This window comes from Agrobacterium sp. rho-8.1 (assembly GCF_033957725.1).
Lineage (GTDB): Bacteria > Pseudomonadota > Alphaproteobacteria > Rhizobiales > Rhizobiaceae > Agrobacterium.
Window position 1 is genome coordinate 459798 of sequence record NZ_CP192788.1, and the last position, 24039, is coordinate 483836.

Below are 24039 nucleotides of genomic sequence, written 5' to 3' on the forward strand. Positions count from 1 at the left end.
CTGAACAATAGGTGGTGGAGCTTTCTTCAGGCTGACGGAAGCGCTCTAGTGTCCAATCGCTCCGTGCCTGTCGTCGAGAGACCGCGAGACGAGAAGCACCGGAATGAGACCGGCAGCGATGATGATCAAAGCGGGGAGGGCGGCGTCCTGAACGCGCGAACGTGATGCATCCTCATAGACCAGCGTGGCCAGCGTGTTGAAATTGAAGGGACGCAACATGATGGTCGCGGGCAATTCTTTCAAGGATTCGATGAAAACCAGCAATGTAGCTGTTATGGCCGCCGGGCGAATGTTGGGTAAAAGCACATGGATGAGTGTTTGAAAGCGGGTGCGCCCCAGTGTCCGGGCGGCCATGTCCACATGCGGTGAAAGCTTCTGCAAGCCCGCGTCGATATTGCCTTCTGCCAGCGTCATGAACCTGACGCTGTGCGCATAAATAATTGCAAAGGCTGTTCCCGATAACAGAAGTCCCGTGGAGTAGTTGAGATGCGAGCGCAAAAAACCATCCATGGCATTATCCAATGCAGCCAGCGGCAACAGAACGCCGATGGCAAGGACCGTGCCGGGAATACCGTAACCAAGCGAGCCTAAGCGGCTGGCCGAACGCGCAATCGGCGACGTATTGACGCGTTGGACATAGGCAAAGGCGAAGCCGCAGACGAGCGTGATGAGCGCTGCAGATGCCGAAACCTCCACACTGTGCGCCAGCGCCTTTAAAAGCTTGGGGTCTGACAGAGCGCCAAGCCGTTTGATGGCATAGCCACCTAGGACAAGGACGGGGATTGCAAAGCCACAAAGAATAGGCAGAACGCAAAATCCTGTTGCCGCCCATCCGCGACCGGCAGCGAGTGTCTTCAACCCGGAACGCTGCGTCATTGCAGTGGATTTGGCGCTGGAAAAACGCTGTCGGCTGCGCGCTTTCCGCTCAACGATAATGAGTGTGGCAACGATGATGATGAGGATCGAGGCGATCTGGGTTGCACCGCCAAGATTGCCACGGTTGAGCCATGTCTCATAGATGGCGAAGGTCAGTGTGCGAATGCCGAGATACTCCACCGCGCCGATGTCGTTGAGCGTTTCCATCAAAACCAGTGCAAGGCCGATGATGATGGCTGGGCGTGCCATTGGCAATTGCACCGACAGAAAGATTCGCATGGGGCTTGCGCCCAGCGTTCTCGCTGCTTCCGCTGCAAACCGTCCCTGCAAGCCGAAGGCTGCTCTGACCGACAGATAGACATAAGGGTAAAGTACCGAGCTTAGTACCAGGACCGCTCCGCCAAGCGAACGGATATCGGGAAACCAGTAGTCTCTGATGGTTTGAAATCCGAAGAGCATGCGGACGACACTTTGCACCGGCCCGGTAAAATCCAGGAACTCACCAAAGGCATAGGCTGCGAGATAGGAGGGAATCGCCAGCGGCAACACCAGTGCCAGAGAAAGCAGGCGGCGGAACGGAAACTGAAAAGTGCTGACAAGCCATGCAGAGATGATACCGAAAAAGGCAGTTGTCGCGCCGGTGAGGACCAGCAGCATCAGCGTTTGCCCGCCTGCGTGCGGCAACACATTCACCAGCAAATGACGCCACCCATCTGTTCCGCCGGTAGCAGCTATACAGAATACCGCAATCAGAGGCATGGCAATGATCAGCGCGAGCAACACGGTGCCGAGCGATAATCCCGACGCCATATGTTCTCTGGATCGCAAAACGACAGACGAATGTGAAGCCAGCGGCAATTATCTTATCCTTGCGTCACCGGTGTTCACCGGTGCGGAGACATCAATGGTGTGGCGCGCGATGACGCTTCACACCATTGCTAGTCTCCTATTACCTCAGTTCGCAAGCACGCGCTGCGAAGGAAAGCTGATTTCCACCAGCGTTCCCTCGTTCGGCGTAGACGTAATCGAAAAATTGGCCCTGTTGGCATCCACCATCGCCTTGGTCAGCGGCAGGCCCAAGCCAGTCCCGTCCCCGCGCACGCGGCTGCTGGATGCAGACACCTGACGGAAGGGTTTCATGGCATGCTCCAGCTCCGAGCGGGTCATGCCGATGCCGGTATCCCTGATACGCAAGACCACACTGCCATTGGTTTCATAGGCCGTTGCAACCACGATCTGCCCACCTGACGGGGTGAACTTGATGGCGTTCGATAAAATGTTGAGCATGATTTGCTTTATGGAGCGAAGATCGGCAACGATCTGTGGCAACGAGGGCGACAAGGCTGTGCGAATGATAACGCGCTGATTGTTTGCCTGTGGCTGCACGATCGACACGGCTTCTGCAATGGTGTCATTCAGGGCCACAGCCTTGAACTCCACATCCATCTGGCCTGCCTCGATCTTTGATATATCTAGAAGATCATTGACGATATCCAGAACATGGCGGCCGGACCGCACGATGTCGTTGGAATATTCTATGTAGCGAGGGTTGCCGACCGGTCCAAAACGCTCCGTTGCCATCAAGTCGGCAAAACCGATGATGGCATTCAAAGGTGTGCGAATTTCATGGCTGACGCGCGCCAGAAAGTCAGTTTTGTGGCCGTTTGCAGTTTCTGCCGCACGCTTGGCGTTGCGCAAATCTTCTTCGGTCCGCTTCCATTGGGTAATGTCGCGAATGACGGCGCAATAACCGTTGGACGATTTGAGCCTGCCGATGGTCATGAACAATGGCAGAAAACCACCGGACGCCTCGCGACCAATCACTTCACGGCCATCGTTCAGCACGCTTGCGACGCCATTATTGGCGAGACCTGATAGGTAATCCAGCACAGCGCGCTGGCTTTCATGGGCAAACAGCGTCACGAAAGGCTTGGCGGCCACCTCACCATTATCATAATTGAAAAGTGCACTGGCGGATCGGTTCAGCGACCGAATGTTACCGTCCTCATCCAGCAGAACAACGCCATCGGTCGCGGTTTCCAAGATGGAATGCAGCTCCTCGATCTGCCCTTTCAACTCGACCAGCTCAATGCCTGCGTCTGCGTCATCTGCCAACCGGTTTTCATTGGCGGGCAGGGGCGCCGCACTCTTCTCCTCCGTCGGGATCAGGGAGAGCATCAAGGCGCTGGCGTCTTCCCAACGTACCGATTGCAGGCGTGCCCTGACCGGGATCAGATCATTGTCGACACTGACCGCCATCATCCCGCCAGCATGGTCCGCCATCGCGTCAAGCTCATCACGCTGAAGCAGAGCATCGAGACCGCCGACGTCTGCCAGCTCGGTGGTATTGCGATAGCCGGTGAGGCGCAGGAATTCGGGGTTGGCATGGATCAGTCGATCGCCGCTGTGGATCAAGAGTGCAATAGGCATCTGGTCCACGGCTTCTGCTGTCAGAGAGGAGCCGGTTCGAAGCGGCGCGAATGGTTCCGCCGCCGTTTCATCATCCTCCTCGTTTGCGACGCGTGGCGGCACTTGCGGTGCCAAAAAGATGACCGGTTCATCGCCACGGGTGTAATCGGCAAAATCGTCGTCATCAGATGGCGAAGACACCGGCCCGTGATCGGGAGGTGTGGCGGGCTCAGGAGCCTTCACAATATCGATCACGTCCTGTTCCTGTTCGTCAGTCGACACGAAGTCTAAGGTTTCCGTGGCGACGGGCTTCAGTGTGCGGGCAATCTCCTGAAACGCTGCCTGCTCGCTGGCGCTCAGTTCGTCCAGGCCCTTGCTACGGCGCTCTTCGAGACGAACGATCTTGTCGGAAAAGCGTCGGTTCGGCGTTTCGGTTATTTTCAGCGCTGGAACTTCGTTTTCTGGCGGCTCGTAGCGACGCGGCGCTTCGTCTTGCTCCTCTGTCGCGTCTTCCCGTTCAGCATGCCCGTCTTCGCTCAGAAATGTCGCGACATCCTCATTGTTCTCCGGGAGAGAAAACACCGTAGTCTCGTCAACTGCACGGTCTCGCGCCACATCGAAAACGTCGGCGTCCGAGCGCGCATCGTTGACCAGGGTCAAACCCACAGCACTGGTATCCTCGACCGCATCTGCCAAGCGCACGATGCCGAAGCCTCGGAAGCCATCGAATCCGCGCGCGCGTGTATAGGTCGGCAGTGCCGCCAGATCGATCGGCACGGTCAGCGACGTACCCTCCACCGGCCAGTAAATGGTCTTTCCAGACCACGTATCGCGCCGGTTCAGGAGGTCGGCAATTTTGCCGTCGGGATCGAGATTGAACAGGGCCGCAAGGTCGGCAAAACTCATGCCTTCGACGTTTGCCGCATTTGGGCCGACAGCATCGGCAAATTCATGCGAAATCGAGGTGAAATGACCCGCAGCATCGATCTTCCAGACGAATCGTGACGCGCGTCGGTTGGGTTCGAAGACGAAGGTGTTGTTTTCGCGGGTGTCCTGTTCTTTTGCCAAAGGCTCTTCGGCGACCGGAGGCTCGGGAGAAACGGGCACGGCTGCGTCCTGCGCGGACACCTCCATGACCTCCTGGGCAACCATCGGAAACTCGGGTTCGTCGGCATCTGCGAGCGGAGAAACGTGGTCCACAACATCCAGCTCTTCGTCTGGATGGGCAAGGGTAACAGGCTCTGCCTCAGCGTGAGCTTCGAATTCAGCGGGCTCCTCTTCGTCCGCATCCGGATCGACAGCGGTCTCGATATCGTCGCTTTCGTCTTGTGGCTCGGTGCTCCCTTCGATCTGTTCCAAGGGCACTGGAACGTCCGTTACGTCTTGGGGTCCCTGCTCCTGAACCTCTTCGACCACCGGCGCGGCATCGATGATTGGCAAGCTTTCATGCAGGTCCAGTTTGGCTTCGGTGAATTCGCTCGAAGGATCGAGTGTTCCGATGACGGTTTCGACGACAAACAGAAGGTTGAGTTCAGGCTCTCTCGACAGCTGGCCGACCGCCGCTGGCAGATAGCCTTTTCCTGCTGGCACCGGTCGTTTGACCAGCTTGCCGGCTTGCACCGACGCCATCGAAATAAGCGTGCGGGTCGTTCCAGCCGTGATACCCAGCGCTGAAAACCCTGGCGATCCCGCGATGATTTTGCTGTCTGCGTCCAGCACGGCCATGTGAACATCCGGATCGTCGAAGCCTTCGATCATCCGACGTGCACGCTCCTCCAGCGACAGCGTCGCCTGATCGATCGGCGCGGAAAACAGGATAGCCTGTTGCCCGGCTTCCGCCTCGATGATTTCGGCAGTGGCAACGGTCGATACACTTTTGAAGCCGGAATGGACGCGGATGTTGAACTGCTGACTGTCTCCGGTCTGCGTCAGTCGGGCAACTGTTGCTGCCAGCTGGCGGTAGGTGACATCCTGCGGTTTTGGTCCGCGCTCCAGAAAATCATAGATCATCGGGGTGCCAAACAGGGCAGCACCACGTCCATTGGCCCACAGTGTGTTTTGCAAGTCCATCGAAAACAGAGCCATGGCCTCACCGCGGCCAAAATGTTCGCGCACACGCTCATGAACTGCAATGTCGATAAATGGGTATTGAACGGCGGGCATGTGGAAACCTATTCTGGCACGACCTGACCTCACGCAACCGCACGACCTCGTCATAAGGCATCATACAGCCTGCATCGGCTTGATGTTAACAGAATCTTAAATAACTTCCCAGCGTGGATCGGTCCATCATAAGCTGTGGGAATTGCCAAACACAGTTAATGCGCCGACCATCTGGATACTTATCAGATCCCCTCGAATGTGCGGTCTACGACAGTGTTTTGCAACTGTCCTTCATCAATGTTGGGCAGCAATCCCGAGCTTTTTATCGAGCGACGAATGACGGGATGAAGAGCGGTTTCCTTTTCCGCGGATTTTCGGCAAAAATTGTCGAAGGACTTGCAAAGGTTCAAAACTTGCCGTATGTGAGCCGAAGTGACGCCGCCGCGGCGTTTCATATGCGGTTGTAGCTCAGTTGGTTAGAGCGCAGGTTTGTGGTTCCTGAGGCCGGTGGTTCGACCCCACCCAACCGTACCATTTTTTTCTCTCGTTACTGACGGTGGATTTTACGCGTGTTCAGCGTTTCTCGCCGTGACCTCAATATCTTCACGCTTCATCCCCTTTCAAAAATCGGTTGGCTAAAATGGCGCGCGCTGGTATGATTGCGTCAACGTAACCTAATGGACGCCAGCAGCATCGCTTCAAGCTTTCGCGCGGCGGAATGGACAAGACAGTGATCGACCCCGGCAACGGCCCAAAGCCGTCGGAATCAGGGGAGTCGGCGGTGGAAAAAGGGAATGCGAAGCGTTCCCGTCGTGGCAAAAGCAGGCGTAACGGCAAGGCCCGTAACGCTGGGTCTTCTCCGCAGCTTCACGGTGCCGAGTCTCAAGTGGATTCCCCATCACACGGCGCTCAAGAGCGAGACTCGGAGCCAAAGAAGCGCAAGCGTCGTAGACGCGGGCAGGGTGGCGCTAAGCCGCCGCAAGAGGCCGTCGTTGCCACGGCCGGTAGCGAACAGGTCTCCCAGACGCCAAATGCTCAGGGCAAGCGCAAAGCCCGCAACGGAAAACGCAATCATCGCGGGCCGCAAGGCAGACCACTTGTGCCAACTCACGCCCCAAAAGCCTGTGTTCGGCAAAATGGCTCAGCTTCTGCCAGTCATGCGCCGTCACTGGTTGACCATGGCCGTCCCCATGCGCGTGCGCAGACAAACTATCGCGATACTGGTTTCGACGGTGGCGCGGATATGTATGCCGCGCTCGATCTTGGTACCAACAATTGCCGCCTCCTGATTGCCCAGCCGACACGCCCTGGACAATTCCGCGTCGTGGATGCCTTTTCGCGGATTGTGCGACTGGGTGAGGGCCTGATATCCACGGGACGCTTGTCCGATGATGCGATGGATCGCGCTGTCGAAGCTTTGCGCGTGTGCGCATCCAAGCTCGCAGGGCGCTCCATCCGTCGCATGCGCTTGATCGCGACCGAAGCTTGCCGTGCGGCGGCAAACGGTGAAGACTTTTTGGCTCGGGTGACGCGCGAGACAGGTTTGCAACTGGAAATCATCAGCCGTGAAACGGAAGCGCGGCTGGCCGTGTCTGGCTGTGCATCGCTTGTGGGTCGTGAAGCGCGCTCTGTTGTGTTGTTTGACATCGGCGGTGGATCGTCAGAAATCGCGGTTATCCGTGTGGGCGAAAACCGCTCCAACCGGCTGGCCAACCATATCACGCATTGGACCTCGCTGCCGGTTGGCGTCGTCACGTTATCGGAACGCCATGGTGGGCGCGATGTAACCCCAGAGGTCTTTGCTGCCATGGTCGGCGAGGTCGAGGGCTTGCTGGATGCGTTCGATTGCCCGCCATTGGGCGAAATCGCGCACGAGGATTTCCATCTCATCGGAACGTCGGGCACAGTCACCACCCTTGCCGGTGTGCACCTCGATCTGCCGCGCTATGATCGCCGCAAGGTGGACGGCCTCTGGCTGTCGGATGATGAGGTTACCGCGATGCAGGACAAGTTGCTGGCCTGGGATTTCGCCGGTCGCGCTGCCAATGCCTGTATCGGGCCTGATCGTGCGGATCTGGTTCTCGCAGGTTGCGCCATTCTGGAGGCTATTCGCAAGCGCTGGCCTTCCAGGCGCATGCGGGTTGCCGACAGGGGGCTTCGCGAGGGGCTTTTGACGGATATGATGGCAGATGATGGCGCCTGGCGCCGTACACGAATTCGCCGGGCACAGATGCAAGGCACAGCGGAACGGAAAGTTTGATATGAGCAAGGCGCCCACGAGTACCAACCGTACCGGACGCAAGATCGGCCAGAAGGTGAAGAAGGCAAAGCTGAAGCCGTCTTCCCGCCGCTGGATCGAGCGTCACATCAACGATCCCTATGTCCAGCGTGCAAAGCTCGAGGGCTACCGCGCACGTGCAGCTTTCAAGCTGCTTGAGATCAACGACAAGCACCAGATTTTGAAAGATGCACGCCGCATCATCGATCTGGGTGCGGCACCGGGAAGCTGGTCGCAGATTGCCGCCAAGGTCACCGATTCGACGGAAGACGATATCCGCGTCGCTGCGATCGACTTCCTGGAACTCGACCCTATCCCCGGCGTCAAGATCCTGCATCTCGACTTCCTCGACCCCAGCGCACCGGACCTTTTGATCGAATCCGTCGGTGGAACGCCGGATCTCGTTCTGTCGGACATGGCTGCGCCCACGACGGGTCACCAGAAGACCGACCACATCAGGACGATGCATCTGTGCGAAGTTGCGGCGGATTTTGCGGTGCAGGTGTTGGCCGAGGGCGGTCACTTCCTGGCCAAGACCTTCCAGGGCGGGACTGAGAAAACGCTGCTGGATATGTTGAAGCAGAATTTCAAGCAGGTCATCCACATCAAGCCGGCTTCATCGCGCTCCGAATCCGTAGAAATGTTCCTGCTGGCCAAGCACTTTAAAGGCCGCAAGCCAGCCGAGCCGGCCGCGCAGGGTGACGACTAGAAACGGAATAGACGCCACTCGCCACATCTTATTCCGCTGGCTGTGAGGACTTGTCGCGATGTCCAGACACGGCGGCGCCTGCACTCCGGTCCATCGCAATCAGCGGCAGGATGGCAAGCAGTGACACGATGGCGACGACCGTGAAGGCTGTGTGGAAGTCCGCAAGCTGCAGGTGTTCTCCGGAGATGTAGCTGCTGACTTCGAGAATGGTGGCGGCAAAAGCCACACCGAGCGCGAGGCTGATCTGCTGCAACACGGACGCCATAGAAGTCGCCTGGCTTGCCTGCGAATCGTCGATATCGGAATAGCCAAGCGCGTTCGTGCCTGTGAAGAAGAACGACCGTGCAAAGCCTGCCGTCACCAGAAAGATCATGATCAGCGGGTAGGGCGTATCCGGCGTAAAGAATGCGTTGGCGGCGGTGGTAAAGGCCCCAACAATGCCAGCCCCGATCAAAATGGTTCTAAAGCCAGTCGCTGCGAACACGCGCCGGGCCATGAACTTGGTGGTGATAGCGCCAATAGCGCCGGCAAAGGTGATCATGCCCGACTGGAACGGGTTGAGCCCAAATCCGATCTGCAGCATTAGCGGCATGAGGAAGGGAATGGCGCCGGTCGAAATGCGAAAGACGGTTCCACTCACCGAGGCTGCACGGAACGTGGGATTGCGAAAGATCTTGAAATCGAGGATCGGCGCGGGGTGAGCTCTGGCGTGCCGTATATACCAATACCCGCACATAAAACCGATAATGGTTGTCAATATCCCGACATAGGGCGGTAGCGCCGGCAGGCTGACCACTGAAACGCCGAAGACGACGCCTGATGCGGCAATGCCTGACAGGATGAAGCCTTTTGTGTCCATTGGCGGGGGATTGGTCGTTTCGATTTCCGGCAAATATATCGTCGCCAGCCATATTCCCAGCACCCCGATGGGCACGTTGATGAGGAATATCCAGTGCCATGAGAAATAGGTCGTAATGAAGCCCCCGATGGGTGGGCCGGTGAGCGGCCCAACGAGGCCGGGGATCGTTAGCAGCGCCATGGCGGAGACGAGTTCGGAGCGTTTCGTGGTGCGCAAAAGAACCAGACGCCCGACCGGGGTCATCATCGCGCCGCCCATGCCCTGGAGAAAGCGGGAGACGACGAATTCAACGACGGACGATGAAACCGCGCAGCAGATCGAGCCAATGACGAAAATGGCGATCGCGATGCGGAAGATTTTCTTGGCGCCGAATTTGTCTGCCATCCACCCGCTGATGGGAATGAAGATCGCCAGCGCCACCATGTAGGAGGTCAACGCCAGCTTCAGCGTAATCGGTCCGACATGCAAATCGGCAGCAATCGCCGCCAGGGATGTCGCGATGACGGTGGAATCCATCTGCTCCATGAAAAGAGCAACGGCAAGTATAAGCGGAATGACGCGGTTCATGGGATGATTGCGGGAGGACCGCATCCTGATAAAGTCGTTGACTGCTACCTACGCCTGTGCGTGCGGTTTGCCAACTAAACATTCGGCAATTTAGAGATTTCCATCACGTCTGTGTGAGATGGATCTTTCTGCACAATCTCGGCGTTCACCAGTGCTAATGCTGTCGAGCAGAGGCGAATAATACCGGAGGATTTCATGAAGAATTTATTGACGATGAGCAGGCGCAATTTGTTTGCCACCGCAGGGCTTGGCGCTCTGGCTGCACCCTTCGTGCTGCGTGGAACAGCATTCGCGCAGGCCACCCAACCGCAAACATCCATGAAAGTCGATCACGCTATGCCACCCGAAACAAATCGCTTCAAACTCGGAAATTTCGAAGTTCTCGTCGTCAAGGATGGCTCGCGCCCTTCGGGCAAGCCGGGCGAGACCTTCGGCACCAATCAGAACGCCGAAACCATCGACGCGCTTTTGCAGGAAAACTTTTTGCCGACGGAGCAATTCGTTAATGGCTTTTCGCCAGCGCTGATCAACACCGGCTCTGATCTCGTCCTGTTCGACACCGGCTTCGGCGAGAGCGGTCGGGAAGCGGGCAATGGCCGCTTGCTGGAAGGTCTGACTGCCGCAGGTTACAAGCCTGAAGACGTAACCGTGGTCGTGCTGACGCACATGCACGGAGACCATATCGGCGGTCTCATGGAAAAAGGCGCTCCCGCCTTTGCGAATGCGAGGTACGTCATGGGTCAGGTCGAATATGATTTCTGGACGGACCCGAAGCGTGTCGGAACACCTGCTGAGGGGGGACAGAAAGCAGTGCTGGCAAACGTCAAGCCACTGGCTGAAAAAGCAACCTTCATCGGCGATGGGGCAACGGTTGTCTCCGGTATCACCAGCTCTGCGGCATTCGGCCATTCGCCCGGCCATATGATTTTTCATATCGAGTCTGAAGGAAAGCATCTGGTGCTGACGGCCGATACGGCGAACCACTTCGTGCTGTCGCTTCAACGTCCGGACTGGGAAGTGCGTTTCGACATGGACAAGGCCGCCGCCGCCACCAGCCGCAAGAAGGTGTTCGACATGGTCTCCACTGACCGGTTGCCGTTCTTGGGCTATCACATGCCGTTCCCATCCGTCGGTTATGCCGAACGTCAGGATGTGGGCTACCGCTTCGTGCCGAAGTCGTACCAGTTCGACATCTGACATCTGCGGCAGCGCGGCAACAGCAAGACCCGGAACGTGTTTCCGGGTTTTTTCTATTCCCTTCCTGTCATGAACGTGTTACCAGCCCTCGCCAACTTCCAAGCAATCCTTTGCAGGGCCGCCGGTGGACTTTTCCCTCCGGAACGGCTTGCATTTTCAAATTAGGAATTTGGCCATGGCTCGCATTATTGAAACACCCACCGGTCTCGATGCTCTGACGTTTGATGACGTACTGCTTCAGCCGGGTCATTCCGAAGTCATGCCCGGCCAGACGAATATCTCGACCCGCATCGCCCGGGACATCGAGCTCAACCTGCCGATTTTGTCGTCCGCCATGGATACGGTCACGGAAGGGCGTCTTGCCATCGCTATGGCGCAGGCTGGCGGTATCGGCGTCATCCACCGCAACCTGTCTCCTGTCGAACAGGCCGAGCAGGTTCGTCAGGTCAAGAAGTTCGAAAGCGGCATGGTCGTCAACCCTGTGACGATTGGCCCCGATGCCACGCTTGCCGAAGCGCAGGCGTTGATGAAGACATACAGCATCTCCGGTATTCCGGTTGTCGAAAATGGTGGCTCCGGTGGCCACAAGACAGGCCGCCTCGTCGGCATCCTGACCAACCGCGATGTACGTTTTGCATCTGATCCCGGCCAGAAAATCTATGAATTGATGACGCGGGAAAACCTGATCACCGTCAAGGAAAGCAGCGTCGATCAGCAGGAAGCCCGTCGCCTTTTGCACAAGCACCGCATCGAAAAGCTGCTGGTCGTTGACAGCGCTGGCAATTGTGTCGGCCTCATCACTGTCAAGGATATCGAAAAGTCACAGCTCAACCCCAACGCCACAAAAGATGCGCAGGGCCGCCTGCGTGCCGCCGCTGCCATCAGCGTTGGTGCCGATGCGATTGAGCGCGCCGAGCGTCTGATTGCCGCCGGTGTTGACCTTCTGGTGGTGGACACCGCGCATGGTCACTCGCAGCGCGTTCTGGATGCCGTCACGCAGGTCAAGAAGATGTCGAATTCTGTTCGCATTCTCGCCGGAAACGTCGCAACCGCTGACGGCACCAAGGCCCTGATCGATGCAGGCGCCGATGGCGTCAAGGTCGGCATCGGGCCAGGATCGATCTGCACCACACGCATCGTCGCCGGTGTCGGCGTTCCGCAACTCGCGGCCATCATGTCTGCGGTTGAGGCCGCACGTGAAGCCGATATCCCCGTCATCGCCGACGGTGGCATCAAATTCTCCGGCGATTTTGCAAAGGCCATTGCGGCCGGTGCATCCGCCGTCATGATCGGCTCGCTATTGGCTGGCACCGATGAAAGCCCGGGCGAAGTGTTCCTGTATCAGGGCCGTTCGTTCAAGGCCTATCGCGGCATGGGTTCCGTTGGCGCCATGGCACGCGGCTCGGCAGACCGGTACTTCCAGGCGGAAGTGCGCGATACGCTGAAGCTGGTGCCGGAGGGTATCGAAGGTCAGGTGCCATACAAGGGCCCGGTATCCGGTGTACTGCACCAACTGGCTGGTGGCCTGAAAGCTGCCATGGGATATGTCGGCGGTGGCACCATCAAGGACTTCCAGGAGCGCGCCACCTTCGTGCGTATTTCCGGTGCGGGCCTACGCGAGAGCCACGCCCATGACGTGACCATTACTCGCGAGAGCCCGAACTATCCAGGCGCAGTTTGATCTATCGTCCAGCGATATGATATGCCAATAAATCGACGCTCTCCGAATGCTTGTTCGGGGAGCGTTTTTTGCTGAAAAGGAAGCAAGAAAATGTCCCCGACGACCGCAATGTTCTGGCCCATGATCGCTCACGCCTTTCTGGTCTTCGGTCTCTATGTGCTTCTTTTCATTCGCCGAAAAAAATATACTTTTACCGACAAGGATGCTTTCAAGCGTTTTCGCGATGCGGGCGAAGAGGCGCTGCAAAGCCGGTTGGTGAACAAGAACATTGCCAACCAGTTCGAAATGCCCATGTTGTTTCATGCGGTGTGCCTGCTGCTCTACATCACGGATGCCGACAACATAGCGACTATCCTCTTCGCATGGATTTTTGTTGCCGGGCGTTACGCGCATTCCTATGTGCATGTCACCAGCAACCGCCTGCGATATCGCGGGCCATCCTTTGTCGTTAGCTTCGTAGCGCTGGTCCTCATGTGGGGCTGGCTGGCAGTCTGGCTGGCACTCGAGTAGTTTCGCAAGCCTGGGATGATCGCGAAAAGTTGTTTCACTGAAATCCCCGAGTTGCATCGCTTTTTCCGACTTTGCGTTACTGTCGTGCACAACGGTTTACGCGGGAGAGCAAGATGACGGACGAGCCGAAGATCACCCAGGCCATGATCGATGCCTATGACGACTACACACATCTCAGCCTGGATCGCCGTAAATTCATGGAAAAGCTGACGCTGTTGGCAGGTTCCGGTGCGGCTGCCGCGACAATTGCGCCTCTGTTGGGCGCAAGCGGCGCACAGGCAGCTATCGTTCCTGAAGCGGATGAACGTCTAACAGCCCAAGATATCACCTATCCCGGCGCAAACGGTGACATGAGGGGCTATCTCGCTACCCCTAAGAACGCATCTGCGTCGCTCGGTTCGGTCATCGTCATTCACGAGAACCGTGGCCTCAACGCGCACATCCGCGATGTTGCGCGTCGGGTGGCTCTCGAGGGTTTTGTGGCGCTCGCACCGGATTTTCTGTCCGGGCAGGGCGGTACGCCTGCAGACGAAGACAAGGCTCGCGAAATGTTCAGCAGTCTCGATATGGCTGCAACCGTTGCCGATGCGGAAGCGACACGTGCATGGCTTTCCAAGCGCGATGGCGCAAATGGCAAGGTCGGTGCCGTCGGCTTTTGCTGGGGCGGTGGTCTCGTCAACCGTCTCGCGACAAAATCAGGAAGTCTGAACGCAGGCGTTGCCTATTATGGTGCGCAGCCCCCGGTGGCTGACGTTCCCGCCATTAAGGCACCATTACTTCTCCACTATGGCGGCCTTGATGAGCGCATCAATGCGGGTATCGACGCCTATCGCAAGGCACTGGAAACGAATGGAAAGACGTTCGAAATCTTCGTCTATGACGGCGTCAATCACGCCTTTAACAACGATACGTCAAGCGCGCGCTATGACAAGAAAGCTGCGGATATGGCTTGGGGCCGAACGATCGACTTTTTCCGCAAAAATCTGAGTTGACCCTTCACCAGCCCGGAGCCAACTGGCCGGTGCGTGCACGGGCGAGTTTCGGAAACGCCTTCATATCCTCATCCAGCTCGTCAGGAGCGGAGGCGAGCGATATGTTGTCGAGGCAGGCGGTGATATGGTCGGTAATCGCATTGATGAGCGATGGCGAAAGGCCAGGGCGCTTCATCAGGCCTATCTGTACAGGCGGCAAAGGTGGAAAGCCGTCCGCTGCCGTCAACACTTTCATACCTGTTCGAAGCGTTGATTCCGGTAGGACTGAGACGGCCATACCAGCGAGAACGGCTGCGGCGATGACGGTAGACGACCAGCTTGTGAACAGGACCTGATAATCACGGCCATCTGCATCCAGTGCGGAGGCAGCCAATTGTCTCCACTGGCAATCACGCCGCCCAACGGCGAGCGGGACCGGAACGTCATCGCGCAAGGGATGATTTGCGGATGCTACCCAGCAGAGCGGCTCGGTGCGGACGATATCCGATGCGCGAGTGCGCGGGTTATGAGTAACCAGCGCAATATCCAGCTCGCCACGCGCCATCTTCTCCGCGAGGCTGACAGATGGTTCACACACGATATAAAGCTCGACATTGGGATGCGTCTTGGCAAAACGCCCGATGATTTCGGGCATGTAGCGGTCGGCATAATCATCCGGTGTGCCAATACGCAACGTGCCTTCCAGCCGGTTGTCATCGAAAGCGGCGACGGCCTCGTTGTTAAGCCGGATGATACGGCGAGCATAATGCATCAGCTTTTCGCCTTCTGCCGTCAGCCTGTTTCCACGCCCGTCTTTCGCAAATAGCTGTTTGCCCAATCGTTCTTCCAAACGCCGCATCTGCATCGAAACCGCCGATTGCGTCTTGAACACCCTGTCTGCCGCTTTGGTGAAGCTGCCGGAATCGATGATGGCAATGAAGGTGTGCAGCTGATCAATATCGAGGGGTGAGGACATGGCTTTGCGATCCATAAGAATGATTGATGACTGACATTAGAAACATTCGTTGGACTGATCAATGGTCTTGCGACATTTTGACGCCATAAACACCGACAACCAATTGGTCATCCGCCGATGACCGAACCGGCGGCCTTACACGTGGGTGTATAGGCAGTGCCTCATCGTGCCTCATTAAAGGAAGAGTGTCATGCGCACGGCAGAACGGAAGATGGAACTGGGTTTGATCGCACCACGCACGGCGACCTTTGAACAGGTCGTGGCAGGTGCTGGCAAGTGGTCCCTGATGGTTCTGCGCCGCATTGCCAACCGTATCGCCGCCAATAGCCTGCTTGAGATGGATGACCATCAACTGGCCGATATCGGTTTGACACGGGGCGATCTCAAAAAGGCGCTTGACACCGGTCTCATGGACGATCCGACAACGCGGCTTGCGCGCTGTGCCAGAATGGCGGCTGCAAAAGCTTTGTAAGCTTCGGCCCATTCAGTTTCCCCCGCAGGGTGATTTGCCAATACGCCCTGCCTTTGCCCGGTGTCTGCCCTCGAGCTGCACCGGGTTTTTTATAGTGTCGGATTTTAGAGCGTTTTCATTGAACAGGGAAGCGCTCTAGTATTGGTACTCGTCGAACACCGGCAGCACCGACTTGTTCCAGCGACCATTGTAAGCGGTCAACAGGTCTTCAGCCATTGTCGCTTTCTTGGCCAGAACTTCGTCCAGCGGGTTCAGGAATACGCTTTCGTCCTGTCCGTCTTCGTTGAGACGCTTGCGGTTGCGCAGGCCATCGCGTGAGATCGAAACGGTTTCGCGCGCGACATCCATCAAGGAAAGACCTGCGACAGTCGCCTTCAAACCTTGAACCGGCACGGTGTCGCGCATGGCGATAACGTCTTCGACGGTCCAGTCCTTTGTCAATTCGTCGGCAGCGGTCAGCGCGCTGTCATCATAAAGCAGGCCGACCCAATAGGCGGGCAGGGCACAGATGCGACGCCATAGGCCGCCGTCTGCTCCCCGCATTTCGAGGAAGCGCTTGAGACGAACATCCGGGAACAGCGTCGACAGGTGATTGGTCCAATCGCCCAGATTGGGTTGCCACTCGGAAATCTGACCCTTCAGCGCGCCATTCATGAACTGGCGGAAGGTCATGTCCGTACAGTCGCGATATCGGCCATCGCGCACGATGAAATACATGGGTACATCCAGCGCCCATTCGACATAATGCCGGAAGCCGAAATCCTCGTTGAACGTGAAAGGCAGAACGCCAGAGCGGCGATTGTCCGTGTCGCGCCAGATGTCCCCGCGCCAGGAAAGCAGCCCGTTCGGCTTGCCTTCCGTAAAAGGCGAGGATGCAAACAGCGCAGTCGCAACGGACTGCAATTTCATCGAAACGCGCATCTTGCGACGCATATCTGCTTCCGACGAGAAATCGAGATTCACCTGGATCGTACAGGTGCGGTACATCATATCAAGACCCTGCGTGCCGACCTTCGGCATGTAGCGAGTCATGATAGCATAGCGGGATTTCGGCATTTGCGGTGTTTCGTCATAGGTCCACAGAGGGCTTCCACCAATGCCGAGGAAGCGGATGCCCATGGGCTCGGCGATCTCGCGTACCGTGGCAAGGTGTCGGTTGGATTCTTTGCAGGTCTCATGCAGGTTTTCCAAGGGTGCGCCGGATAGTTCGAACTGACCACCGGGTTCGATGGAAATCGCGCCCATGCCAGAGGGTTCGCTAAGACCGATGACGTTGCCCTCATCAATGATGGGTTCCCAGCCCAATTTAGCCTGCATACCTTTCAGCAAAGCGGAGATGCTGGCGTCGCCGAAATAGGGCACCGGCTTGTTGCCGTCCCTGAAGAAGGCGAATTTCTCATGCTCTGTGCCGATGCGAAATTTCTCGACGGGCTTGCAACCTTCCGCCAGATAGTCGATCAATTCCTGTGCCGAGGAAATGGGTGTCTGGTCGGTCGTGTCGCGGGCCATGAAATTACCTTATGGTCGATGTTGCCTGTGAGGCTTTGAATTCGCTGATAGGGTGCCGCATCGCCGCACGCAAATGAATTTCTTTCAAGCATGGTTTGAGCGCGTTTGTTTGCGCCCTAACCGTGCCTCTTGGTCCACTATTTCCAGTCACCCAGCGTCGCCTGAATGACCGCAAGCGCTGCAACCCCTGCCGTATCAGCCCGCAGGATGCGGGGGCCAAGCGGAATGGGTGTGACAAATGGGTGGTTACGCAGCAAGGACTGCTCCTCATCCGAAAATCCACCCTCTGGCCCAACCAGCAAGGCGATATGCTGCTCCTCAATACGGTTGAGAACGGGCAACGGATTTTGCCCTTCGTCGCCTTCATCGCAATAAATGATCCGACGGGTTGCGGGCCATGTTTCCATAAGATCTTTCAGCCTGACAGGCTCTTCGACCTGCGGCACGGCCAGGATGCCGCATTGTTCCGCCGCTTCCACGACATTCGCACGCAGCTTGTCGAGATTGTTGATCTTGCCTTGAACATGTTGCGTCAAGACAGGTTGAAGAACTCCGGCCCCCATCTCCACTGCCTTTTGCACCACATAGTCCATACGGCCTGTTTTCAGCGGGGCGAAGAGATAGTGAAGGTCTGATGCGGCCGGTTGCGGCCGTGTCTGCTGGGTGGCCGTCAGGTGTATCTTTTTGCGTGTGGGATAGGAAAGTTCGGCCTTCCACTCTCCATCACGACCATTGAACAGAAGGATTTCGGCGCCATCCGCCATGCGTAGGACATTGGCCAGATAATTGAACTGGTCACTGGTTGTCTCGAACGCCCCGCCGGCATTGAGGGACTGGCTGACGAAAAGCCGTTGCATTCGGAAATTGGCGCGCATGTTTCTCTTTGAATTTACGGCTGAAAATCGCCGCAGCTAGAGCCTGATGAAAAGAATATACATGATTCCATAACATCCTGCAGACAATGCAGCGCTGGCGGGAACTGTAATGATCCAGGCGGCGACAATCGTCATGAAGTGCGAGCGCCGAACCAGATACCGACGACGGAGCTCGGAGGTATTTTCATCGCCTTCACCGCTTTTGTTCTGTCGATTGTCTGGTTCCAGTTGGTGCCGGGCATGTTGCGTGTACCACTCACGAAAAAAGCCGACACCGAAGACGGCGCCGATTGCCGTGTGCGTTGTGCTGACGGGCATGCCGAATCGGGATGCGACGAGGACAGTCAAAGCTGTGGATACCGATACGCAAAATGCACGCATCGGGTTGAGCTTGGTGATCTGCTCTCCGACCAGCCGGATCAGGCGTGGACCGAACAGAAGGATGCCGCAGGAGAGGCCAAACGCGCCGATTAGCATCACCCATTGCGGAGCACGCGCGGTTTCACCAACGATGACGCCCTGGGTGGCACGCACAATGGCCACAACCGGGCCGATGGCATTCGACACATCATTTGCGCCATGAGCAAAGGACATCAAGGCAGCAGCCAGGATGAGCGGCCACTGAAACAGTTTGCGCAGCGACTGATTGCGGTTCTCAAGGCCCTGTGATTGCCGAGCGATGAGGGGGATGGACAGGCGCCAGCTCAAAAGGCCGACGGCGAGGCCAGACAGTGCGGCGGTTCCAAACGAGATGGTGACCACTTGATGGAAGCCCACCCAGATGAGATAGGCGGTGAAGACGCCGCTCATGATGCCGATCAGCACCGGTACCCAGATCTGAGCAGCGGAAATCTTGTCGTCGCGATAGATGATGAATTTCTTGATGAAGGCAAGCAGAAGAATGGCAAAAAACGCACTGATGAAAGGCGTTGCGACCCAGGTCATGGCAATACCGCCCAAGGACAGCCAGTCGACCGCGCCAAAGCCATAGGCAGCGGTGCCCGCGCCCGCGACTCCGCCGACGACAGTGTGCGTTGTCGAAATCGGGGCCCTGAGATAATTCGAAAGATTGACGAGCAAAGCAGCCGTGATCAATGCCGACAGCATCGCCCATGCGAAGATCGAGCTGTCGGGGATGGTTTTGATGTTGATGATGCCGCTGGAGATCGTTTCCACGACATTGCCACCGGTGATCACCGCTCCCATGACTTCGCAGATGGCGCCGATGATGAGCGCCGCTGCGATCGGCATCGCTTTGGCACCGACGGCCGGGCCGACATTGTTGGCGACATCCTTTGCGCCGATGTTCATCGCCATGTAGGCGCCGATGACGACCGCTGCAAAGACAATCATGCCGCCAGGCTGACCGATGACGAAAATGCTGGCAACCAATGCCGAAATGATGAGGAACAGCAGCCCAAGCCCCGGTGCCGTCATACCACGGCTGAGGTGATAGCTGGCCTCCTCGACAAGCGAAAGCTTATCCAGATCCTTATCCAGAGTTGGCTTCATACGATTGTGGGGTGGTTGCGCCATCTGTTTGCTTTCGAATGCGGCATGACCGCATGTGCAGGCGCAAGCGGCTGGTCTGAATTTATAGGTTTACGATTTTCTGCGGCGGTTGCTGTTGCGTTTGCGCCATTTGCTTGTCGAAGGAAAGGAAAAGTTCCTTCAACTCCGGTTCGTTGACACGGCGCGAAGCTTCCTGCGGCGTTACCCATTCCAGCGTCCGGCTTGCGCGCTCAGGGAAATTCTTAACCAGATCCACGACCTCGAGCAGATGGACCTGCACGCGACAAAGGACCTGCACGCCATTGCGCAGCTTCTTGTCATAATCAAAAAATCCGAAATGGTTCTTCTCGACGCGGCCACGGACACCGGCTTCCTCAAACGCCTCGCGTTCGGCAACGGCATGGGCCTTCTTGCCCTCCATAGGCCAACCCTTGGGTATAACCCAGCGGCCCGTGTCGCGGCTGGTCAGCAAAAGCACTTCAACATCACCGGTCTTTTTTGCACGACGATAGCATAGCGCTGCGTATTGCTGTCGCGGAGGGCGACGCAAAATCAAGCAGACGTCATTTGCCAGTCGTGTCAACAGATTCAATTCATAACGTCCTTTTATCGGTTTTTCTAATATATATCGAATGTAAAGATATCACCAGATCAGTTCAGACCTGCCGCAACATTGGATGTGAAACGATTCGCCTGATTGTCCGGCCCTGCCGGGCCAAGGTCAATGCGGCTTGAGGCCGCGCTCAAGCATATTTGATGTTGGACACATATTTGATGTTATCAGAGTATCGCCCCTAGAGGGACATCCAGTGCTTAAGTCCGGATATAACGCCATCGGCCTCGTTTTCAAGGGCAGCAAAGATAGTCCGCTTTTGGACAGCAAGCGTTTTCAGCTCGGGTAAGGCGTTTGCAACGGCTATGCCACGTATGCCGGGCAACTCGAACATCGCTCTATCATTGCCGGTATCTCCTGCAACGACAACTTCGTCCAGACCGATTTCTAGATGGTCACACAGCCATGAAATCGCCGCGCCCTTGTCAGCCGCGCGCGGCAGAATATCGAGATCGCGATTGCTGGAGTAGACGATGCGTCCGTCGATCCCGTTGTCGTGGAGGTGCTGTTCAATCCGGGCGATATCCGCTTCACCAGCGTCATGGAGATACCAGCTGGATTTCAGTCCGTGCTGATAACGTTCAGGCTGCATGCGAATTCCCGGAATGTCCGAGACGAGAGACACAATTTTATCTGTGTCGAACGCCTCACCAAGAAACGCTGTATAAGCCTGTCGCAACGAGGGTTGAGCGCGGCATGACATCATGGTGCCGACCCCGCCGATGACATAGTCCGGCGAGGGCAAGGGCACATGGCCCATGAGTTCCACCTGGTCATCCAAAAGGCGCCCGCTGTTGAAAACCAGCAGGGGCCTAGTGGCTTCCGGCAACGACTGCCAGAAGTCACGGAAACGGGCCGTTGCGGCATTGTCGCCGACGACGGTTCCGTCGAGATCAGTCGAGAAAATGCGAACCGGTTTCAATCGCCATCATTCCATGGTTCGGCCCAATCGGACTCTTCCAGAACAGGCATCATCGGACGTCCTTCAACGACGGCCAGAAGCTGCTGTGCGATGCCTGTCCACGTAAACAGGCTTCGGGCCTTGTGCGCTCCCATGCGGGACAACCGCCCGTATAGACGTTCATGTTTGAACGGTTTCATCATGGTGATGCCGAGATCCTCCTTGTCGAAAGGATCGGCAAACAGCGCGTGCCGCCCATAGCTGACGGCACGGAAGAGACCGCCATGGATGGTAACAACGGTCGGCGTGCCGCTTGCCATGGCTTCGATCGCCGTCATGCCGAAGGGCTCATAACGACTGGAAAGCACGAACATGTCGGCGGCGCGGTAGATATCCGGCAAATCCTCGTCGGCAACGTAGCCGGAGAAGATAACCTTGTCCTGAAGGTTCAGGGAACTCACGCGCTCCTTCAACTGGTTGAGGATCGTCGTTTCCTGCTCGTCCATATTTTCACCGCCGACAGCCAGATGCAGTCGCGCTTCCGGCTCCCGTTCAGCCAGAACCGAAAAGCCATCGATCAGCAGATCATATCCTTTGTTGGTGGCGAGACGTCCCAAGGCAAGAACGGTCTTGCCTTCGAACCCGAAGCGCTGACGCAGCATCTGCCGCGATCCTTCCGACACCGGGAAGAAGCGGTTGTCGTCGTATCCGGGCGGTATCATATGGATGTGCTTGCGTTTCAGGCCGTAATCTTCGATCAACACGTCTAGCTGCACGGGCGTCGTCGCGATGACCATATCGCAACTGCGATAGATGATGAGCTCGTGCTGAATGCGTTCCTTGAAGTTGAACTCCAGCTCGAACGTATCCGCCTTTTCGGGATAATCGGTTTCCATCTGGCGCTTTTTCCAGATGCCGATGGAATGAGGCGTATGAAGATGGGGAACTTTCAGTGCTTCGGACAGGCGCTGACCGGCGACACCGGCATCCCAGTAATGGCTGTTGATAAAGGAGTAAGTCAGCCCGTTTTTCTTGATGAAACGAAGCGCATTCTCGCACCATTCCATCATATGGCGGTGAAGATATTCCTTCGGAATGAAGTCCTTGCCGCCGCAGGGAACGCGAACCACCCGAACACGCTCATCGACTTCATCAATCTCCGGCTGGTCTTCAAACTGGCGGGTGTAAAGGTCGACGGTATATCCAAGCTGACCAAGTTTTTTGGCGAGTTCGAGGACGTATACGACCTGTCCGCCGGTATCTGCTGCGCCTAGTGGCGGGTGTGCGGCTACGTAGCCATGTGTCGATATGAGTGCTATCCGGGGATAGCGTTCAGTTTCGCTCAAGGTGATCATAGCGTCCCATCGTAGTAAAAATTTCCAGTTAACACCTTCAAAAGCAGGTGGAGCAGGAAAAGTTCCATCAAAAGACGATAAAAATTCTGAATTATGGTATCAGTAGGGCGCTGGTGTCAGCGTTACGGCGATTGATGTAATTCCGGCACCTTGCATCGCGACAACAAATTCCCGTAACATCGTCTCATCTGTCGCTTGGGGTGGGGAGGCCTGTGAGCAACGATGTCGCAAACCATTGAGTTCTTGAAGCCGCGAACCTCTGTGCTCGACAACCGCGCCAGGATCGTCGCCGACTTGGCCGATCTGCTTCCGCCCGAATGTCTGGTGCAGGAGCCGCGAGAGCTTGTGCCGTTTGAGACCGACGCCTTCGTTTCTTATCGCAAACTGCCGTTGGCGGTCGCTTTGCCGAAGACGACCGCGCAAGTTGCTGCCGTCATGAAATACTGCCATCGCTACGGCATTCCCATCGTACCACGCGGAGCCGGCACGTCGCTCTCCGGCGGTGCCATTCCGCAGGAAGATGCCGTGGTGATCGGTCTTTCAAAGATGACCCAGATTCTCGAAATGGATTTGTTCAACCGTACGGCTACCGTGCACGCAGGCGTCACCAATCTGTCGATTTCAGATGTCGCAGGCCTGCAGGGCTTCTTCTATGCGCCCGACCCCAGCTCGCAACTCGCCTGTACCATCGGCGGCAATATCGGCATGAATTCCGGCGGTGCGCATTGCCTGAAATACGGGGTGACGACCAACAACCTGCTCGGCGTCAAGATGGTTCTGGTCGATGGTACGGTGCTGGAGCTGGGTGGCAAGCATCTGGATGCCAGCGGCTACGATCTGCTCGGCCTCGTCTGCGGCTCGGAAGGCCAACTGGGCATCGTGACAGAAGCCACCGTTAGGCTCATCGCCAAGCCAGAAGGCACGCGGCCGGTTCTGTTCGGTTTCGAAACCTCGGAAGAGGCGGGCTCTTGCGTGGCCAATATTATCGGCGCAGGCATCATTCCCGTCGCCATCGAATTCATGGACAAACCCGCCATCGAAATCTGCGAGGCCTTTGCCAAGGCGGGGTATCCGCTCGATGTCGGTGCGCTGCTGATTGTCGAGGTGGAGGGGTCCGAAGACGAGATGGATGCGATGCTGGCCGATATCGTTGCTATCGCCCGCAGACATGGCGTTAAAACCGTCCGCGAATGTCAATCCGCCATGGAAGCCGCTGCTATCTGGAAAGGCCGCAAATCTGCGTTCGGTGCAACTGGCCGGATTTCTGATTACATCTGCATGGACGGCACGGTGCCGCTCAGCCAACTGTCCTATGTGCTGCAAAGAACAGGCGAAATCGTCGATAGCCTCGGCTTGCGCGTGGCCAATGTCTTCCACGCAGGTGACGGCAACATGCATCCGCTCATTCTGTTCAACGCCAATGACCCCGACGAGGCCGCAAAAGCAGAAGAAGCGGGCAATCAAATCCTGAGGCTCTGTGTCGATGCGGGCGGTTGCCTGACGGGAGAGCACGGCGTTGGCATCGAAAAGCGCGACCTCATGCGCCACCAATATTCAGACGCTGACCTGACGCAGCAGATGGCGGTACGATTTGCCTTCGATGAGGGCTGGCTTCTCAACCCCTCCAAGGTCTTCCCGCTGGACGGGCGGCCTGCTTCATGAGTGA

Annotated in this window: 18 protein-coding genes and 1 tRNA gene; 9 read left to right on the forward strand and 10 right to left on the reverse strand. The window is 57.0% G+C overall.

Annotated elements, in window-relative coordinates; translation table 11 throughout:
- Positions 1-45: 45 nt before the first annotated feature.
- Together RMR21_RS02285 and RMR21_RS02290 are read right to left on the reverse strand one after the other, a co-directional pair.
- A complete protein-coding gene (locus RMR21_RS02285; protein ID WP_498669108.1) occupies positions 46-1686 on the reverse strand; it encodes an ABC transporter permease in 1641 nt (546 codons plus the stop codon).
- Positions 1687-1830: 144 nt separating this feature from the next.
- Positions 1831-5448, reverse strand: coding sequence for an ATP-binding protein (locus RMR21_RS02290; protein WP_498669109.1), 3618 nt, complete (start codon positions 5446-5448; stop codon positions 1831-1833).
- A gap of 397 nt (positions 5449-5845) precedes the next feature.
- Here RMR21_RS02290 and RMR21_RS02295 point away from each other — a divergent pair.
- The 3 genes from RMR21_RS02295 (at position 5846) to RMR21_RS02305 (ending at position 8375) form a co-directional block, all read left to right on the forward strand.
- Positions 5846-5922 (forward strand) — tRNA-His (locus RMR21_RS02295).
- A 184-nt stretch (positions 5923-6106) separates the two neighbouring features.
- Positions 6107-7648 (forward strand): Ppx/GppA phosphatase family protein, encoded by a 1542-nt coding sequence (locus tag RMR21_RS02300; protein WP_498669111.1) that lies wholly within the window; start codon positions 6107-6109, stop codon positions 7646-7648.
- Between the two features lies 1 nt (position 7649).
- Positions 7650-8375 (forward strand): RlmE family RNA methyltransferase, encoded by a 726-nt coding sequence (locus RMR21_RS02305; protein ID WP_498669112.1) that lies wholly within the window; start codon positions 7650-7652, stop codon positions 8373-8375.
- 28 nt (positions 8376-8403) lie between these two features.
- On the opposite strand, the gene RMR21_RS02310 is transcribed toward RMR21_RS02305, so the two are convergent.
- The gene (locus RMR21_RS02310; protein ID WP_498669113.1) at positions 8404-9801 is read right to left on the reverse strand and encodes an MDR family MFS transporter; all 1398 of its coding nucleotides are present in this window, start codon (positions 9799-9801) and stop codon (positions 8404-8406) included.
- 195 nt (positions 9802-9996) lie between these two features.
- On the opposite strand from RMR21_RS02310, the gene RMR21_RS02315 reads away from it, so the two are divergent.
- The 4 genes from RMR21_RS02315 to RMR21_RS02330 all read left to right on the forward strand — a co-directional run bounded on the left by RMR21_RS02315 (position 9997) and on the right by RMR21_RS02330 (position 14181).
- Entirely contained in the window at positions 9997-10998 is a 1002-nt protein-coding gene (locus RMR21_RS02315) for an MBL fold metallo-hydrolase (RefSeq protein WP_498669114.1), read from the forward strand.
- A 175-nt stretch (positions 10999-11173) separates the two neighbouring features.
- Positions 11174-12679, forward strand: a complete 1506-nt coding sequence (gene guaB / locus RMR21_RS02320) for an IMP dehydrogenase (RefSeq protein ID WP_498669115.1) — start codon at positions 11174-11176, stop codon at positions 12677-12679.
- Between the two features lie 108 nt (positions 12680-12787).
- Positions 12788-13189, forward strand: coding sequence for an MAPEG family protein (locus RMR21_RS02325; RefSeq protein ID WP_498670214.1), 402 nt, complete (start codon positions 12788-12790; stop codon positions 13187-13189).
- A gap of 113 nt (positions 13190-13302) precedes the next feature.
- Positions 13303-14181 (forward strand): dienelactone hydrolase family protein, encoded by an 879-nt coding sequence (locus tag RMR21_RS02330; protein WP_498669116.1) that lies wholly within the window; start codon positions 13303-13305, stop codon positions 14179-14181.
- 4 nt (positions 14182-14185) lie between these two features.
- Here RMR21_RS02330 and RMR21_RS02335 read toward each other — a convergent pair whose 3' ends face one another.
- Positions 14186-15136 carry a LysR substrate-binding domain-containing protein gene (locus tag RMR21_RS02335; RefSeq protein ID WP_498669117.1) on the reverse strand — a complete coding sequence of 317 codons (951 nt, stop codon included), beginning with the start codon at positions 15134-15136 and terminating at the stop codon, positions 14186-14188.
- Positions 15137-15326: 190 nt separating this feature from the next.
- Between RMR21_RS02335 and RMR21_RS02340 the strand changes: the two genes are divergently transcribed.
- A complete protein-coding gene (locus tag RMR21_RS02340) occupies positions 15327-15608 on the forward strand; it encodes a DUF1127 domain-containing protein (RefSeq protein ID WP_498669118.1) in 282 nt (93 codons plus the stop codon).
- A 135-nt stretch (positions 15609-15743) separates the two neighbouring features.
- On the opposite strand, the gene RMR21_RS02345 is transcribed toward RMR21_RS02340, so the two are convergent.
- From RMR21_RS02345 to RMR21_RS02370, 6 genes are all read right to left on the reverse strand, one after another.
- Positions 15744-17117 carry a glutamate--cysteine ligase gene (locus RMR21_RS02345; protein ID WP_498669119.1) on the reverse strand — a complete coding sequence of 458 codons (1374 nt, stop codon included), beginning with the start codon at positions 17115-17117 and terminating at the stop codon, positions 15744-15746.
- Positions 17118-17254: 137 nt separating this feature from the next.
- The gene (locus RMR21_RS02350; protein ID WP_498669120.1) at positions 17255-17992 is read right to left on the reverse strand and encodes a 16S rRNA (uracil(1498)-N(3))-methyltransferase; all 738 of its coding nucleotides are present in this window, start codon (positions 17990-17992) and stop codon (positions 17255-17257) included.
- Positions 17993-18028: 36 nt separating this feature from the next.
- Positions 18029-19528 carry an inorganic phosphate transporter gene (locus RMR21_RS02355; RefSeq protein ID WP_498669121.1) on the reverse strand — a complete coding sequence of 500 codons (1500 nt, stop codon included), beginning with the start codon at positions 19526-19528 and terminating at the stop codon, positions 18029-18031.
- Between the two features lie 58 nt (positions 19529-19586).
- Positions 19587-20096 (reverse strand): NUDIX hydrolase, encoded by a 510-nt coding sequence (locus RMR21_RS02360; protein ID WP_498669122.1) that lies wholly within the window; start codon positions 20094-20096, stop codon positions 19587-19589.
- A gap of 202 nt (positions 20097-20298) precedes the next feature.
- A complete protein-coding gene (locus RMR21_RS02365; protein WP_498669123.1) occupies positions 20299-21039 on the reverse strand; it encodes an HAD-IIB family hydrolase in 741 nt (246 codons plus the stop codon).
- Entirely contained in the window at positions 21036-22373 is a 1338-nt protein-coding gene (locus RMR21_RS02370) for a glycosyltransferase family 4 protein (protein WP_498669124.1), read from the reverse strand. Before RMR21_RS02370 ends, RMR21_RS02365 begins: the two co-directional genes overlap by 4 nt.
- A gap of 222 nt (positions 22374-22595) precedes the next feature.
- On the opposite strand from RMR21_RS02370, the gene RMR21_RS02375 reads away from it, so the two are divergent.
- On the forward strand, positions 22596-24035 hold the full coding sequence (locus tag RMR21_RS02375; RefSeq protein WP_498669125.1) for an FAD-binding oxidoreductase: 1440 nt from the start codon (positions 22596-22598) through the stop codon (positions 24033-24035).
- Positions 24036-24039: the final 4 nt, after the last annotated feature.

What these genes read in the sequence shown, in the direction of transcription:
- RMR21_RS02350 (WP_498669120.1), bottom strand. Translation starts at nt 17,992, where the DNA reads ATGCGCGCCAATTTCCGAATGCAACGGCTTTTCGTCAGCCAGTCCCTC.
- RMR21_RS02300 (WP_498669111.1), top strand. Translation starts at nt 6,107, where the DNA reads ATGGACAAGACAGTGATCGACCCCGGCAACGGCCCAAAGCCGTCGGAA.
- RMR21_RS02335 (WP_498669117.1), bottom strand. Translation starts at nt 15,136, where the DNA reads ATGTCCTCACCCCTCGATATTGATCAGCTGCACACCTTCATTGCCATC.
- RMR21_RS02285 (WP_498669108.1), bottom strand. Translation starts at nt 1,686, where the DNA reads ATGGCGTCGGGATTATCGCTCGGCACCGTGTTGCTCGCGCTGATCATT.
- RMR21_RS02345 (WP_498669119.1), bottom strand. Translation starts at nt 17,117, where the DNA reads ATGGCCCGCGACACGACCGACCAGACACCCATTTCCTCGGCACAGGAA.
- guaB (WP_498669115.1), top strand. Translation starts at nt 11,174, where the DNA reads ATGGCTCGCATTATTGAAACACCCACCGGTCTCGATGCTCTGACGTTT.
- RMR21_RS02310 (WP_498669113.1), bottom strand. Translation starts at nt 9,801, where the DNA reads ATGAACCGCGTCATTCCGCTTATACTTGCCGTTGCTCTTTTCATGGAG.
- RMR21_RS02355 (WP_498669121.1), bottom strand. Translation starts at nt 19,528, where the DNA reads ATGGCGCAACCACCCCACAATCGTATGAAGCCAACTCTGGATAAGGAT.
- RMR21_RS02370 (WP_498669124.1), bottom strand. Translation starts at nt 22,373, where the DNA reads ATGATCACCTTGAGCGAAACTGAACGCTATCCCCGGATAGCACTCATA.
- RMR21_RS02290 (WP_498669109.1), bottom strand. Translation starts at nt 5,448, where the DNA reads ATGCCCGCCGTTCAATACCCATTTATCGACATTGCAGTTCATGAGCGT.
- RMR21_RS02315 (WP_498669114.1), top strand. Translation starts at nt 9,997, where the DNA reads ATGAAGAATTTATTGACGATGAGCAGGCGCAATTTGTTTGCCACCGCA.
- RMR21_RS02375 (WP_498669125.1), top strand. Translation starts at nt 22,596, where the DNA reads ATGTCGCAAACCATTGAGTTCTTGAAGCCGCGAACCTCTGTGCTCGAC.
- RMR21_RS02325 (WP_498670214.1), top strand. Translation starts at nt 12,788, where the DNA reads ATGTTCTGGCCCATGATCGCTCACGCCTTTCTGGTCTTCGGTCTCTAT.
- RMR21_RS02330 (WP_498669116.1), top strand. Translation starts at nt 13,303, where the DNA reads ATGACGGACGAGCCGAAGATCACCCAGGCCATGATCGATGCCTATGAC.
- RMR21_RS02305 (WP_498669112.1), top strand. Translation starts at nt 7,650, where the DNA reads ATGAGCAAGGCGCCCACGAGTACCAACCGTACCGGACGCAAGATCGGC.
- RMR21_RS02340 (WP_498669118.1), top strand. Translation starts at nt 15,327, where the DNA reads ATGCGCACGGCAGAACGGAAGATGGAACTGGGTTTGATCGCACCACGC.